The organism is Cellulomonas sp. RIT-PI-Y (genome assembly GCF_025642745.1).
In the GTDB taxonomy this organism is placed as follows: Bacteria; Actinomycetota; Actinomycetes; order Actinomycetales; family Cellulomonadaceae; genus Cellulomonas.
Window position 1 is genome coordinate 17599 of the sequence record NZ_JANZKP010000019.1, and the last position, 15284, is coordinate 32882.

General features: G+C 73.4%; 11 protein-coding genes. 3 read left to right on the forward strand and 8 right to left on the reverse strand.

Translation table 11 applies throughout. The annotated features are described in order from the left end of the window. Positions 1-45 precede the first annotated feature (45 nt). Positions 46-927, forward strand: a complete 882-nt coding sequence (locus tag OGL89_RS08120) for an SDR family oxidoreductase (RefSeq protein WP_263119432.1) — start codon at positions 46-48, stop codon at positions 925-927. Between the two features lie 3 nt (positions 928-930). Here the strand turns inward: OGL89_RS08120 and map are convergent, their stop codons facing one another. From map to OGL89_RS08150, 6 genes are all read right to left on the reverse strand, one after another. Continuing rightward, the gene (gene map, locus OGL89_RS08125) at positions 931-1698 is read right to left on the reverse strand and encodes a type I methionyl aminopeptidase (protein ID WP_263119433.1); all 768 of its coding nucleotides are present in this window, start codon (positions 1696-1698) and stop codon (positions 931-933) included. Positions 1699-1986: 288 nt separating this feature from the next. Continuing rightward, positions 1987-2295, reverse strand: a complete 309-nt coding sequence (locus OGL89_RS08130) for a winged helix-turn-helix domain-containing protein (protein ID WP_263119436.1) — start codon at positions 2293-2295, stop codon at positions 1987-1989. A 36-nt stretch (positions 2296-2331) separates the two neighbouring features. Further along, positions 2332-3156 (reverse strand): endo alpha-1,4 polygalactosaminidase, encoded by an 825-nt coding sequence (locus OGL89_RS08135; protein ID WP_263119437.1) that lies wholly within the window; start codon positions 3154-3156, stop codon positions 2332-2334. 82 nt (positions 3157-3238) lie between these two features. Beyond that, positions 3239-4177, reverse strand: a complete 939-nt coding sequence (locus OGL89_RS08140; protein WP_263119438.1) for an LLM class flavin-dependent oxidoreductase — start codon at positions 4175-4177, stop codon at positions 3239-3241. Positions 4178-4182: 5 nt separating this feature from the next. Beyond that, positions 4183-6114, reverse strand: a complete 1932-nt coding sequence (locus OGL89_RS08145) for a YhgE/Pip domain-containing protein (RefSeq protein ID WP_263119439.1) — start codon at positions 6112-6114, stop codon at positions 4183-4185. Next, a complete protein-coding gene (locus tag OGL89_RS08150) occupies positions 6111-6779 on the reverse strand; it encodes an ATP-binding cassette domain-containing protein (RefSeq protein WP_263119440.1) in 669 nt (222 codons plus the stop codon). The genes OGL89_RS08145 and OGL89_RS08150 overlap by 4 nt, the downstream gene beginning before the upstream one ends. A 128-nt stretch (positions 6780-6907) precedes the next feature. On the opposite strand from OGL89_RS08150, the gene OGL89_RS08155 reads away from it, so the two are divergent. Both OGL89_RS08155 and OGL89_RS08160 read left to right on the forward strand, forming a co-directional pair. Further along, positions 6908-7753 (forward strand): formate/nitrite transporter family protein, encoded by an 846-nt coding sequence (locus tag OGL89_RS08155; RefSeq protein WP_263119441.1) that lies wholly within the window; start codon positions 6908-6910, stop codon positions 7751-7753. 55 nt (positions 7754-7808) lie between these two features. After that, a complete protein-coding gene (locus OGL89_RS08160; protein WP_263119442.1) occupies positions 7809-8384 on the forward strand; it encodes a GNAT family protein in 576 nt (191 codons plus the stop codon). 47 nt (positions 8385-8431) lie between these two features. Here the strand turns inward: OGL89_RS08160 and OGL89_RS08165 are convergent, their stop codons facing one another. Next, positions 8432-12694 (reverse strand): SdrD B-like domain-containing protein, encoded by a 4263-nt coding sequence (locus tag OGL89_RS08165; RefSeq protein ID WP_263119443.1) that lies wholly within the window; start codon positions 12692-12694, stop codon positions 8432-8434. 248 nt (positions 12695-12942) lie between these two features. Further along, complete coding sequence (locus tag OGL89_RS08170) at positions 12943-15252, reverse strand: glycoside hydrolase family 3 N-terminal domain-containing protein (RefSeq protein ID WP_263119444.1); 2310 nt, start codon at positions 15250-15252, stop codon at positions 12943-12945. Positions 15253-15284 lie beyond the last annotated feature (32 nt).

Here is a 15284-nt window from a genome sequence, read left to right on the forward strand (position 1 = left end):
AGCGCCCGACACGCGGCACCCCGGCCGGGCCGCTACCGTCACGGCATGGACGATCTGATCGCGGTGACCGGCGCCTCCGGCCAGGTGGGACGACGACTCGCGACCCGGCTGGCCGCCGAGGGCGCGCACCAGCGCCTGATCGTGCGTTCCGCCGACCGCGCCCCGCAGCTGCCCGGCACCGACACCGAGATCGCGCTCAGCCCCGGCTACGGCGACCCGGAGTCGATGCGCGCGGCATTCTCCGGCGCGCAGACCGTCTTCCTGGTCTCGGGCCGCGAGGACGTCAACCGGGTCAGCGAGCACCGGGCCGCGGTGGACGCCGCCGTCGACGCCGGGGTGCAGCGGATCGTCTACCTGTCCTTCATGGGCGCCGCCCCCGACGCCACCTTCACCTTCGCCCGGGACCACTGGGCGACCGAGGAGCACATCCGCGCCTCCGGCCTGCACTTCACGTTCCTGCGCGACTGCCTGTACCACCAGGCCATCGCGCAGTTCGTCGGCGAGGACGACGTGATCCGCGGGCCGGCAGGGGACGGACTCGTCGCCGCCGTCGCGCACGACGACGTGGCCGACGTCGCCACCGTCGCGCTGCTGGCCGAGGACCACCGCCTGTTCGACGGCGCGACGCTCGACGTCACCGGGCCGACCGCGTACTCGCTCGCGGAGGCCGCCCAGGTGCTCAGCCGCGTCACCGGCCGGACCATCCGCTACGAGCCGGAGACCCTGGAGCAGGCGTACGCCTCCCGCGAGGTCTACGGCGCGGCGCGCTGGGAGGTCGACGGCTGGGTGTCGTCCTACGCGGCGATCGCCAGCGGTGAGCTGTCCACGCCGTCACCCACCGTCAAGCGGCTGGCCGCCCGACCGGCGCAGTCGTTCGCGGAGTGGCTGGACCTGAACCCGGACAGCTGGTCCCGGCTGCGGCGTTGAGGCTCAGCCGCGGGCGGTCAACACCACCGGACCGTCCGCGGTGATCGCCACCGTGTGCTCCGCGTGCGCCGCGTTCGACCCGTCCGCGGTCCGGATCGTCCAGCCGTCCGCGTCCACGGTGTACCCGTCGCCGCCGGCCATGAACCACGGCTCGATCGCGATCACCAGACCCGGCCGGAGCTTCATCCCCGAGCCCCGGCGCCCGAGGTTCGGCACGTGCGGCTCCTCGTGCATGGTGCGCCCGACCCCGTGCCCGCCGAAGTCCGCGTTGATCCCGAACCCGGCGGCGCGACCGATCTCCCCGATGGCGGCGGAGATGTCACCCATCCGGTTCCCGGGGCGGGCCTGGGCGATCCCGGCGGCGAGGGCCTCCTCGGTGACGGCGATCAGGCGCTGCGCCTCGGGGTCGGAGGTGCCCAGCTGGAAGGTGAGCGCGGAGTCGGCGACCCATCCCTCGACCTCGGCGGCGAAGTCGATGCTGAGCACGTCGCCGTCGGCGAGCACCTGGTCGGAGGGCAGACCGTGCAGGGCCGCGTCGTTCACGCTGCTGCACAGCACACCCGGGTAGGGCATCGCACCGAAGGACGGGTGGTAGCCGAGGTACACCGAGTGCGCACCGGCCTCATCGATCATCCGGTGGGCGTGGGCGTCGAGGTCGCGCAGGGTCATCCCCACCCGGGCGACGTCACGGAGGCTGGTCAGCACACCGGCGACGAAGCGCCCGGCGGCTCCCATCGCCTCGATCTCGGCGGGGGTCTTCAGTTCTGCCACGCCCGACACCCTCCCACACCGGGGCAGGCAACAGCCCGTGGGCCGGACCCTTGATCAGGGGGTCCTGCCGCGAAGGACGAGGTCGCGGCTCCCACGGGCTGCGGTGACTGCCGGGGATTCGCCAGTGGCCCGCCCGATGCGGGGACCAGCGGATCGGGACAATCCGTCCGAGGTACTCGGGCGACTAGCGGACAGTCACCTCACGCGTCCGAAAAGACTTCATCTCTCGGATCACCTCCTTCCGGTGTGCGACGAACGTACGCCGCCGATCGGGGGGTGCCAAGGGTTTTAGTCGCGGATCTCGCAGACGCCGCGTTCAACCAGGTAGCCGCGTCCGCGGACGGTCCTGATCCAGGCCGGATGATCGCGGCCGTCGCCGAGTTTGCGCCGGAGATTCGCCACGTGGACCTCGATGCCACGCCGCGCGGACCCGCTGGGCTCGCTGCCCACCGCGCGGGCGAGCGCGTCCTTGGAGACCGGCGCCCCGGGTCGGCGGCCGAGCGCGTGCAGGATGTCGAACTCGCTGCGGGTCAGATGGATCTCCTGGTCCTGGACATGGATGCGCCGCGCTGCGACGTCCACCACCAGCGGGAGCATGCCCGCACGGTAGATCGGCCCCGGGCGGTCGGCACGTCAGCAGCGGTCGAAGACGTAGTCCGCGCTGTCCGGCGTGGTCAGGTCACGGTCACGCAGCACGGTCGAGGCGGGCAGCTGCGGGTCCGCGCACACCTCGGCCCAGGTGCCGTCCAGGTCGTCGGCGTACTCGATGTCGATCACGGCCGGGCCGTAGACGTCGGTGTAGGCGGTGCACTCGTCGTAGCGCTGGCACTCCTCCGAGACCGCGAAGTCGAAGCCGGCCTCCTCCCGACCCCGGGATCCCAGGTCGGGGGCGTTCTTCTGCCCGACCGCCAGACCGGCGTCGTGCCCGGCGGCGACCAGCAGGGTGGCCATCGCGACCGCGTCGTCCTCGGTCAGCCGACCGTCGGAACGGGTCCAGGTGTCCAGGTTGTCCAGCTCGACCGCGTCGAACCCGCGGGTGGCGCAGTCCGCGATCACCGGGCCGAGCACCGCGGCGATGCCGGTCCGGTTCTCGGGCGTGGAGATGTCCAGCAGCAGCTCGTCCGGCCAGCCCGGATCGATCACCGGCTGCCCGTCGTCGTCGCGGAGCACCAGGTCGGCGTGGTCGTCCAGCCAGGTCTGCCGCTCGGCGGACTGGGTCTGGAAGCCGTTGACGTAGCAGCCGGACCACAGGCCGTCCGCGGGCTGGTCGGTGACGTCGCGCACCACCCCGACCACCCCGTCGGCCGGGTCGTAACCGCCACCGAGCTGGTAGTCGATCACTCCACTCGGAACGACCCCCGACGCAGGCACCGTCTGATCGTGCTCCTGCGCCGACGACGGCCCGGAACAGGCGGCCAGCACGAGGACCCCCAGGGTGGCGACAGAGGCGCGGATCATGGCACCAGTCGACCACGGGACGGTGCCGGCCGGTGCCCGGCGCGTCCTGAGAAGGGCAGCGCTGGCATCGCCGTTCTGCGTCTCAGACCAGAGCGCCCAGTGAGTCCAGCGCGAGCAGCGGCTCGGGCCCGGCCGGGATCAGGACCATCGCGTCGGCGCCGGCCTCGGCCAGCTCCGTGAGGCGCGCACGGCCCTGTCCCGGGGTGCCGGTGATCGCCAGCTGATCGACCCACGCGTCCGGCAGCGCGGCGGCGAAGGCCTCGCGGTCGGTGCTCGACGCGCGGAGGTCACGGAGCTCGGCGGCGAACGGCAGCGGGTCGATGTGCACCGCCCAGTCCGGGTCACCGATCCAGGTCAGGCCGGTGCGGGCCAGCGCGCGGGCGGCGTCGGCGTCCGGTCCGACCGCCGCGACGTCGTACCCCACCACCCGGTGACCGGGGACGTCGCCGATCCGGGCCCGGGCGGCCCGCAGGTACTCCGGGGTGACCGGTTCGGCGAGTACGGTCCCGTCCGCCACCCGGCCCGCGAGTTCCAGCGACCGGGGTCCGCGCACCCCGGCCAGCAGCGGCGGGACCTGCCCGGGCGCGGCGATCCGCACCTGGTCCAGCTGCACGTACCGGCCGTCGATGCTGACCGTGCCGCCGCCGAGCAGTCCGCGCAGGGCGGTCAGGTACTCGTCGAACAGGGTCAGGATGCTCTCCGGCCAGGCGCCGACCTGCCGCATCCAACCGGGCATCCCGTGGCCCAGTCCCAGGTGCACCCGGCCGGGGAACAGCTCCGCCAGGGTCGCCGACTCCATCGCGGCGAAGGCCACGTTCCGCGCGGCGACCGGCAGGATGCCGACCCCGACGGTGATCCGGTCGGTGGCGGCCAGCACGGCGGCGGCCTGGGCGATCCCGCCGCGGAAGCCGAGGTCCTCCACCACCCACAGCTCGTCGAACCCGAGCTGTTCGGCGCTCCGGGCGTACGGCAGCACCTGGTCGGCGGGCAGGTCACGCGGGAGCATCACACCGAGGTCCATGCCACTCACTCTCCCAGCACCGGCTTGAGCTGCGCCATCGTCCAGCGTCGCCGCCACGCGACCGCCGCGATCCCGGCCGCCACCCCGAGCAGCCCGATCCCGGCGACCACCAGGACGTCCCGCAGCAGCCGGTCCGCCGGCCCGCCGGTCATCGCGATCCGCAGCCCGTCCACCACGTAGGTCATCGGCAGCAGCGGGTGCACGGCCCGGAACGGAGCGGGCAGCGTCTGCACCGGATAGATGCCCGCGCAACTGGTCAGCTGGACCATCAGCAGCACCAGCGCCACCGAGGACCCGACCACCCCGAAGGCGGTGCGCAGCGCGTGCGCGATCGCGGTGAAGGCGAGCGAGCCCAGGGTGACCAGCCCGAGCGTCGCCACCCAGGACTGCGCGTCCAGGCCCAGACCCAGTCCGACGACGGCGGTCAGCACCCAGCCGCCCGCGACACCGATCGCCGCCACCGGGAGGTAGCCCGCGAGGGCCACGGTCACCGGGCGGGCGCGGGAGGCCAGTCCGCGCGGGTCGATCGGCCGCAGCACGGTGAACCCGGCCACCCCGAACACGCACAGCGCGATCCCGAAGAAGAACGGGGCCAGTCCCTCGCCGTAGAACGCCGCGTCGTGCACGGCTTCGGTGCGGATCGTGGTCGGGTTCGCGACCTGCGACGCGGTCCCCTCCGGGTCGTCCTGACCCAGGTCCGGGATCCGGGCGACCGCCGAGTCCAGCCCGTCGGCCAGGTCGGTCGCCCCGGTGAGCAGCTGCCCGGTGCCGTCGGTGAGCTGGTCCGCCCCGTCGACGGCGGTGTCCAGACCGGTGCCGAGCTCGGCCAGGCCGTCCACGACCTGCCGGGATCCGGACGCGAGACGGTCGATGTCGGCGCGGCCCTGCCGGATGTCCTGCTGGATCGCCGGGACCTGGGCGTCCACCGCCGCGGCCCGTCCCGCCACGTCCTGCGCGGCGGTGTTCACCGCACCGGTCATGGCGGTCACCTGGTTCGCACGGTCCGCGGCCAGGGCGGCGGTGTCCCGGGCGGCGACCAGGGCGGCGTTGTCCGGGTCCGCGGCGACCAGCGCATCCAACTGGGCCAGGACGCTGCCGGTCCGGGCACCGATCCCGTCCTGGGCGTCGGCGACGACGTTCGTCAGGTCCGCTGTGCTCCGGGTGAGGCCCGCGGCGGCGTCGGCGACCGGACCGATCGCCGGGAGCAGCCGGTCCGCCACCGGGTCCACGATGTCCGCGATCCGCTGGTTCCCGTCGGCGACCTGACCCGCGCCGTCGATCAGCTGCGTCACCGCGTCCCGGGCGGTGACCAGACCACCGGCCAAGGTGCCCGCGCCGTCGTGCGCGGTGACCAGGCCGTCCTCGAGTCGGTGCGCGCCGTCCGCCGCCGACTCCAGCCCGGAGCGGAGCTCGCCGAGCTGCTGGAAGACCACGGTGAAGTACGCGGCGGTCGCGGCGGCGTTGATCTTCTCCTGCAGCTCGATCGACAGGCCGCGGGCGGCGACCCCGACGATGAACCCGTTCGCGCCGTCCCGGCGCAGCACCACCTCAGCGGTCTGCGGGTCGCCGGACTGCACCGACGCGAGCCTGGCGGTGAAGTCCGCCGGGATGGTGATGCTCATCAGGTAGGTGCCGTCCGCGAGCCCGGTCGCCGCGTCCCGGGCGTCGGTCTCGGTCCAGTCGACCACCGGGTCGGCCTCCAGCTCCTGGACCACCTGGTCGCCGGCCCGCACCGGGTCGTCCCGGCCCTCGACGGTCACCGCCTGGTCCTGGTTCACCACGGCGACCTTGATGTCGCCGAGGTTCCCGTACGGATCCCAGTTCGACCACAGGTACAGGCCGCCGTACAGCGAGGGCAGCAGGATCAGGAACACCAGCGCGATCCGCTGCACCGGTCGGCGGTAGCGGCGCAGCTCGGACAGGGCGAGGTGGATCACGACTCCTCCACGTGGCTCGGGTGCAGCTCGACCACCAGGTCGGCCCCGGACGGGACCGCACCGGAGGTGCTGGCGATCGCGACGGCGTGATCGGCCTGGGCGGCGGTGCGCAGAGCCGACCAGACCCGGAGCTGTTCGACGGCCGACAGCCCGACGTCCAGGTCGTCGAGCAGGACGACTCCCGGCCGGGACAGCAGTGCCGCCGCCAGCGCGAGCAGGGTCTGCTCCACCCGGGACAGCGTCTCGACCCGCTCCCGGTCCGGGACGGTCAGACCGGTGAGCTCGCGGACCTCGTCCAGCCGGTAGCCCAGACCGTCCGAACCGCCGGGCCGCACCCGGTCCCAGCGCGCGCGGTCCGCGAGCGCCTGGCGCACCGTCTGCTCAGGTTCGAGCCCGATCACGTCGTGCACCCGGGCCAACGCCGCCCGCGCACGGATGTCGGCGGCCCGCTCGTGGCCGAGCACCCGGAGCGTGCCGGTGCTGGGCCGCGCCCGGCCGGCCAGAGTCAGCAGGAGCATCGACCGTCCGGTGCCACCGGAGCCGCACAGCTCCAGCGCCTCGCCGGGGGCGGCCGTGACGTCGACGTGCCGGTACACCCACCCCTCGCGGGTCCGCAGGCCGAGCGCCCGCGCGTCGACGCCCGGTGTCGGTTCCTCGGTGCTCATCCGCGCCCCCTCGTTCTCCGGGCGGTGCCGCGGCGCCCCGCCCCAGGTCAGCGTGGCAGAGGGCGACCGACGGGGCACGCGGGTGGACCACCCAGGCGCATCGGCCGGACCTATGTCACCGTGTGCCGGTGACCACCGCCGCCGCTGATCCGCTGTTCCCCGGCAAGCAGTTCATCAGCACCACCCTGGAGGTGCTGGAGGCCAAGACCACCATGTCGGGTGCCCTCACCCGGCGCTACCTGCAACGCGCCGCGATGGCCGGGATCATCATCGGGCTGCTCTACGCCACCAACTACGCGATCATCGCGGCCTTCGACACCGTGCCGGCCGGCGACGGCACCCTGCGCCAGCTCGGGCGGCTGATCGGCGCGATCATCTTCGGCTGGGCGCTGATCTTCATCTACTACTCCCGCTCTGAGCTGCTGACCAGCAACATGATGATCGTGTGCGTCGGCGCCTACCATCGCCGCACCAGTTGGTCCCGGGCGCTGCGCCTGCTCGGCCTCTGCCTGGCCGGGAACCTGATCGGCGGGCTGCTGGTCGCGCTGCTGCTCCGGTACTCCAGCATCGTCGAGGGCGGCGCGATGGCCGAGATGACCGCCGCGGTCGAGCACAAGCTCGCCTACCTGGCCGACGGCCCCGGTGGCTGGGTCGACCTGCTGATCCGCGCGATCCTCTGCAACTTCTGCATCAACCTGGCGATGCTGCTGGTCTACAACGGCCTGATCGACTCCGACCTGGTCAAGTGCCTGGTGATGATCACCGCGGTGTTCATCTTCGCGTTCCTCGGCCTGGAGCACTCGGTGGCCAACAGCGTGCTGTTCGGGATCGTGGGGCTGCGGGACGGTCTGGACCTGGCGGCTGCGTGGGGGAACGTCGGGATCGCGCTGGTCGGGAACTTCCTCGGCGGCGGACTGCTGATCGGTTTCTACTACGCGTGGGTGAACGACGACTCGCGGTGGCGACGGGGCTGAGCGCCGCGCCCGAATCCCGTGGACCCGGCCCGTGCGTCGCCCTAGCGTCCGTGCCATGCCCCCCAGCACCCCGCACCTGACGCTCCGGTCGTTCCGCGCCGACGACGCCGGACCGTTGCACGCCTACCTCGGCGATCCCGAAGTGGTGCGGTTCGAGCCCTACGGTCCGCACACCGTCGAGCAGTCCGCCGCCGAGGCCCGTCGCCGAGCGACCGACCCGCGGTTCGTCGCCGTCGACGGCGGTCCCGACCGGATGCTGATCGGCCACGTCTTCCGGGCCCCGGTCGGACCGGAGTCCGCACGGACCTGGACCGTCGGCTACGTCTTCCATCCGGCGTCCGGTCGGCAGGGCTTCGCGACCGAGGCGACCCGGGCGGTGATCGACGACTGCTTCCGGTCGCAGGGCGCCCATCGGGTCACGGCGAGATGCGATCCCCGGAACGACCGGTCCTGGCGGCTGCTGGAACGGGTCGGGATGCGGCGCGAGGGTCACGAGGTGCGGTGCGCGTCGTTCCGCACCGGGCCGGACGGCCGGCCGGTCTGGCACGACGCCTACCTGTACGCCGTGCTCGCCGAGGAGTGGTCCGGCCGTCCAGGACCGTCCCCGGTCCCGGCCTGGTCCGGTCGATAGCACACGGCAGGGCCGCCCCCTCCGGACGACCCTGCCGTGCACGGGGGTCAGCCCCGGTCGTCGCCGCCGCGCAGCGTCCGGGTCCGGGTCAGACCTGCGCCCACCGCCAGCGCCAGCAGCGCCAGAAGCAGGACGCCGGCCGCGCTGGCGCCCGTGATGGCGAGCACCTGGCTGGAGGGCACGCCGGCGGTCGCGGCGGACTCCGGCACGGTCGCGGTGCCCGTCGTCCCGGAGTCGGACGGGGTGTCCGTGCCCGGGTCGGACGGGGTGTCCGTGGCCGGGTCGGTCGGGGTGTCCGTGCCCGGGTCGTCCCTGCCGGCGGTCGCGGTGTACCAGAGCGTGTCGGCCGCGACGACGGCCCGGTCGGTGTCGCCCTCGGTCGCGGTCACCCGGATCACCGGGGACCAGGTGCCCTCGGCCGCGGACGTCCGCGCGGTGAACACCGCCGACTCGCCGGGGGCCAGCTCCCCGGAGAACCCGTCCGGCGCGCCGATCGCGGTGCCCAGGTCGTCCGAGACGGTGACCGCGCGCAGTGTCGCGGCCCCGGTGTTGGTCACCCGGTAGGTCCAGGCGATCGCGTCCCCGACGGTCAGCTGCGCGCCGGGCGACCGGTCGGGATGGCTGCCGTTGAGCTCCACGTCGATCCGGACCTGGCCGGGCACCTGGAACCGGACGGGGACGTCGGCGGAGGTCGCGGCCTGCGCGCCGTCCGGAGCGGTGCCGACCGCGCGGACCCGGGCGGTGACCGTCCCGGCGTCCACCTGGGCCTGGGTGAGGGCGGAGGTCGCGGTCGCGACCACCTCCTCGCCCGGGGCCAGCGTCCCGGTCCGCCCGGGCCAGGTGAGCTGGTAGTCCGACATGCCGGCCAGCGCGTCGGTGACGTCGATCCGGTCGAGGGTGACCGCGCCGGTGTTCCGGATCGTCATGGTCCAGGCGATCCGCTCGCCGGCGGCGATCCGCTCCGGCAGCGCACCGTCGCCGGTCACGGCCAGCGCGCCGCCCGAGGGCACGAGGACCTGCGCGGCAGCGGTGGCGGTGACCTCCTCGCCGGTGTCGTCGGTCGCGGCGACCTGCACGGTCGAGGAGACCTGGCCGGCGTCCACCTCCGCCTGGGTCAGCACGTGCTCGACGGTGTAGGTCGCGGACTCGCCGACCGCGAGCTCACCGGTCGCGCCGGGCCAGGTCCAGGTGCCGCCGGTCGGCAGTGAGTCCTGCACCCGCAGACCGGACAGCTCGACGTCACCGGAGTTGGTCACGGTCGACGTGAACGTGACGGTGTCCCCGGCGGCCAGCGAGCCGGACGGGGCCTCGCCCACGGTGCCCAGGGTGAGCGCCGGGTTGCGGACCGCGAAGGCGAAGTCGAGATCGGTCACGCTGTCCTGGAGTCCGACGGTGACCTCGGTCGCGCCGTCCAGCACCTCGTCCGGGTCGACCGTCGGGGTGACCGAGGTGCCGGCGATGCTGGTCCGCACCACCTGTACCCGGTAGGTCCCGGCGCCGACGCCGCCGAGGACGTAGGCACCGTCGGTGCCGGTCACCGCGGTCATCAGCACGGTGTCGGTGGCGATGTCGATCAGCTGCACGGCGGCACCGACCGCGGGCTCGCCGTCGGAGCCGGCGAGCCCGTCCCGGTCGGTGTCGATCAGGACCCGGCCGGAGATCGTCGATCCGACCACCTCGACCGGGACGTCACCGGTGTCCATGGTCAGGGTGCTCCCGACCGAGGCCGAGGTCGCGGAGTTCACGAACACGTCGTCCACCGCATGCCCGGTGACGGCCATCGTGAGGCCGAACCCGCCGTCGGCGCCGGTGGCGAGCCCGGACAGCGCCACCCGGACAGCGGTGACGGAGCTGAGATCGGTGTCGTCGGTCAGGGTGGTCCAGGTGGCACCGTCACCGGGCGCCGCGCCGATCGTGCCCGGGTCGGCGGTGGTCACCTCGACGACCGCGCCGGAGGCCGCCGCTCCGCCGAGCAGTGCGATGCCGGTGAGCGTCAACGTGCCGCTGGTGCTGGTGCCGCGCGCGTCCCCGTCGTACGGGAGCACGTCCAGGATGTGGGTCTCCGCCTCGTGGCCGACGGTCGAGTAGTTGTACCAGCGGGTCGACCAGGACACGGTGTCGTCCGTGGCCGCGATCCGCGGGGTGGAGGTGGCGCCCTCCATCGTGAGCGTCTCGCCCTGCAGCACGGTGGTGGCGGCCGAGGCGGAGGAGGACAGCGCTGTCGGGGTGGGCGAGGTGATCTCGAACCGCGTCGCGGCGGTCGCGGTCATCCGCTGGGAGGCCGGTGCGTGCAGCGCGGTCATCACCGGCAGCTGGAAGCTCGGCAGGTCGGCCCGGGTCGTCGCGCCGACCACGGCGTCCCTGCTGAACACCAGCACGATGCCCTTGCCGTCGTCCGAGGTGCCGGGAAGACCGTCCGGCCCGAGATCGGCCGGGGTCTCGCTGACCAGGGTCCACCCCGCGGCGGTCGCCGTCGACACGTCGACGGAGGTCACCGTGGACGGGAGGGTCACGGTGACCAGGGCCGTGACCGCGTAGTCCGGGGCGGTGGGCGGCCCGGCGATGGAGTGGGCGGCGCCCGTGCCCACCGTGTAGGTGACCGGGCTGCCGCCCACCACGGAGCCGGGAGTACCGCTCAGGTTCGTGTAGACGGAGAACGGCCGGATGTCGATGGACGCGTACTTGACCAGCGGCGTCTCCTCCGCCGCGGTCCACACGTGCGTGGCGCGGAACTGTGTCGGCACCCCGTCCGCGCGGGCGATCAGCGGCACGGTGAGCGACATCTGGCTCGCGGTGCCGGAGGTGGAGCCCGCGGCCCAGACACCTCCGGTGTAGACCACCCGGACACCGCTCACCGCGGCGGCGCCGCCGGCCTCGTCGATCGTGGCGTACCAGGTGTTGGCGGTGGCCGGATCGGTGATCACGCGGGTGTTCGTGAACTCCACCCGGTAGGTCGAGGGGTCGATCGCCGTCCGGTACTGGCCGACGAAGATCGAGGCCGGGTCGTCCAGGACGGTCGCGGTGCTCGGGTCCCAGAACTGGTAGCCGATCAGGTCCTCGGCACCGACGGTGGTGCTGGTCGCGTAGTCGTAGGACGGGATGTACTCGGACTGGGACAGCAGGTGGCCGCCCGACTCCGCGAGCTCACGCCACTGGCCGCTGCGCCACGGGGTCGGGAAGGTCGGGCCGGCGGGGTAGCTGGACCAGTTGAACCCGTAGGCCGAGGCGGCGAGGGTCGCGGCCCGGGGCGGGACCACCGGGTTCACCGGCTCGTCCACGTAGACCCCGGCCGAGGCGGTGTCGCCGCCGGTGCGCAGGATCGTCCGTCCGTCGGCGGTGGTGAGCTCCGGGACGGCGACGGTGGTGGTGAGGGTCTCGCCGTTGGCGACGCCGACCGGCAGGTCCGCGCTGCGGTACCAGAAGCAGAGCGAGGGGAAGCTGCCACCGGAGGACGGCTGGGCGGTCAGGTCGACCACGGCGGTGCCGTCGCCCGCGGAGACCAGCACCAGCTCCGTCTGCCCGTCGCACACCGTGATCGCGTCCGGCTCGGGTCCGGTGTAGCTGAGGGCCAGGCGCTGAGGCAGTTCCAGCTCCAGCGGCTGCACCTGACCCACCAGCGAGGCGTCCGCGCGGTACTGCAGGCGCATCTGCATCCGCTGCGCGGCCTCGGCGCCGGAGCCGAAGTCGTGGGTGGTGGTGAAGCGGTAGATCGCGGACATGCCCAGGACCGCCTGGGGCACGCTCGCCACGGTGAGGTCGGTCCCGGTGGCGGTCAGGGTCTGGGTCTCGTCCGTGGCGGTGAGCTCGGGCCGGTAGACGCTGCCGTTCGCGACGGTCGGCGACGGGATCGCCTGCAACCCGCTCACCGACACCAGGCTCGCACCGGGCACGCTGATCGTCGCGGTCAGGGTCCGGCCGTCGGCGCTGATCGTGTAGCTCGACTGGTACAGCGAGGAGTTGGAGTTCAGCTTGCCGAGCGAGGAGGTCACCCAGGACCAGCCCTCGGGCAGGGTCTGGCTGAGGACGCCATCGGTCAGGCTGTCCGCGCGCAGCGCCCAGCTCATGGTGACCGCGTTGTTCGTGGCCACCACGCCGTTGTCGGATGCCGGGTCCAGGCCGGCCAGCGTCGCGGACCCGTCGTCGGTGACGGTGAGGCCCACCTCGCTGAGCGTCCCGGTCGGGGCGGCGGCGGCGGTCGACACGCCCGCGAACGGGGCGATCACCAGGGCGAGGACGGCCGCGACGGCCCAGCGACCTCGCGTGCGGGCGCGACGGTCGCCGGGACGCCGGGCGTTCCGAGGTGCGGACATGAGGACTCCAGGGGGTAGGACGGCTGTCTGCCCGCCGTCCGCCCTGGAGAGGTCAGGGCCGGGAACGGTGGCACGGACCAGCGTCGGTCCCCGCGGCCACCACTCCCTCGCGACCACCGTGCTTCTACGTAGGGTCGCCCGCACTATCGGGCGTACCTAGCACCGAGTGCGCGGGTGCCCCCGGCTCAGGTACTCAGTCGTCGGCCCCTGCCACCTAGGTAGCAGGGGCCGACCGGGCCCGATCCGTGTCAGACCACGGTGAACTCCGCGCGCAGCAGGTCCTCGTCCCGCGACGAGCGCCCGACCAGCAGCTCGAACGCCCCCGCCTCGACCACCCGGTCCCCGCGCGCATCCACGATCGTGCAGTCCGCGACCGGCAGCTCCAGCTCGACCGTCACCGCCTCCCCGGGCGCGACGTCCACCTGGCGGTAGGTCTTGAGCTCCTTGTCCGCCCAGGACACCGAGGTGACGGTGTCGGAGACGTACACCTGGACGGTCTCCCGGGACGGGCGGTCGCCGGTGTTGGTCAGGGTGACCCGTCCGCGCACCACGCCCGTGCGGTCCAACGGGCCGTCGGCGAGCACCAGGTCGGAGTACTCGACGGTGGTGTACGACAGGCCCTGGCCGAAGGCGTAGGCGGGGCGCTGCGTGAGGTCGGCGTAGCGGTCGCCGTGCTGACCGCGGATCTGGTTGTAGTAGGTCGGCTGCTGGCCGGAGTGCCGGGCGAAGGAGATCGGCAGGCGTCCGGCGGGCTCGGTGAGACCGAGCAGGACCTCGGCGACGGCCTGGCCGCCCTGCATGCCGGGGTTGGCGACCCAGAGCAGTGCGGCGGCGTCCAGCGCGGAGTCGGGCAGCACCAGTGGCTTGGAGGCGAGCAGCACCACGATCAGCGGGGTGCCGGTGGCGGCGAGCGCGTCGAGCAGCGCCTTCTGGCCGCCGATCAGCTCCAGGGTCGCGGTGGAGCGGCCCTCGCCGACCAGCTCGATCCGGTCGCCGACGACGGCCACCACGTAGTCCGCGTCGCGGGCCGCGGCCACCGCCTCGTCGATCAGGGCCGGGTCGGGCTCCACCGGGACGACCACCGGCGGGCGCGGCTGACCGTCGGGGAAGTACCGGCCCTCGGGGTCCGGCTCCAGGGTGAGGATCTCCGCGCCGCGGGCGTGGGTGACGGTCCAGTCGCCGGGCACCGAGGCGCGCAGACCGGCGAGCACGGTGGTGATCATCTCCTCCGGCTGTCCGTCGGGCAGCCAGTCGGCCTGGCCGGAGTTGCCGGCCCAGTCGCCGAGCTGGGTCTGGGCGTCGTCGGCGAGGGGGCCGACCACCGCGATCCGCCGGGCGGTGCCGGTCGGCGTCGCGCGCAGCGCCCCGGCGGGACCGGCGGTGGTGCTCGCGGTCAGGCCGCCGGCCAGCGGGAGGACGCCGTCGTTGTGCAGCAGGGTCAGCGAGCGCCGGGCGACCGACAGGTTGAGCTCGGCGTGAGCGGCGGACCCGACCACGGCGGCCTGGGCGGCGGCGTCCGGGCGACGCGGGTCCTCGAACAGGCCGAGCCGGAACTTCAGGGTGAGGATCCGGCTGACGGCGGCGTCCAGGTCGGACTCGGCCAGCAGGCCCTGCTCGATCGCGTCCAGCGCGCCCTGGAAGAAGCCGGGTGTGGTCATCACCATGTCATTGCCGGCCTTCACCGCGGCGGCCGCGGCGTGTGCGTAGTCCGGCTGGACCTTCTGCTCCCAGACCATCCGGCCGACGTTGTCCCAGTCGGTGATCAGGGTGCCGGTGTAGCCCCACTCGCCGCGCAGCACGTCGTTCAGCAGCCAGTCGTTGACCGTGATCGGCACGCCGTCGGTGGACTGGTAGCCGAGCATGAAGGTGCCGCAGCCCTCCCGGGCGACCCGCTCGAACGGCGGCAGGAACCACGAGCGCAGCTTGCGCCGGGAGATGTCCGCCTCGGAGGCGTCCCGCCCGCCCTGGGTCTCGGAGTACCCGGCGAAGTGCTTGGCGGTGGCCAGGATCGCGGTCGGGTCGTCCAGGCCGGTGCCCTGGTAGCCGCGGACCATCGCGGACGCCAGCTCCCCGATCAGGAACGGGTCCTCGCCGAAGGTCTCGTCCACCCGGCCCCAGCGCAGATCCCGGGCGATGCAGAGCACCGGGGAGAAGGTCCAGTGCACGCCGGTCGCGGCGACCTCGACCGCGGTGGCGCGGGCGACCCGCTCGGTCAGCTCGGCGTCCCAGGTCGACGCCATCCCGAGCTGGGTCGGGAAGATCGTCGCCCCGACGAAGAACGAGTGACCGTGGATGCAGTCCTCGCCGACCAGCAGCGGGATGCGCAGCCGGGTGCGGTCGGTCAGGTCGTGCGCCTCGGTCAGCCGCTCCGGCGAGGTGTGCAGGATCGAGCCGACGTGGGTGCGCAGGATGTGGTCCTCCACGCCGTCCCGCGCATCCAGCTGCATCATCTGGCCGACCTTCTCCTCCGGGGTCATCCGGGCGAGCAGATCGGCGACGCGCTCGTCGATCGGGCGGGTCGGGTCCTGGTACGGGGCGGTGGTGCTGGTGACGGTCACGATGAGTCCTTGGTCGGCGGCGTTGCCGCGGT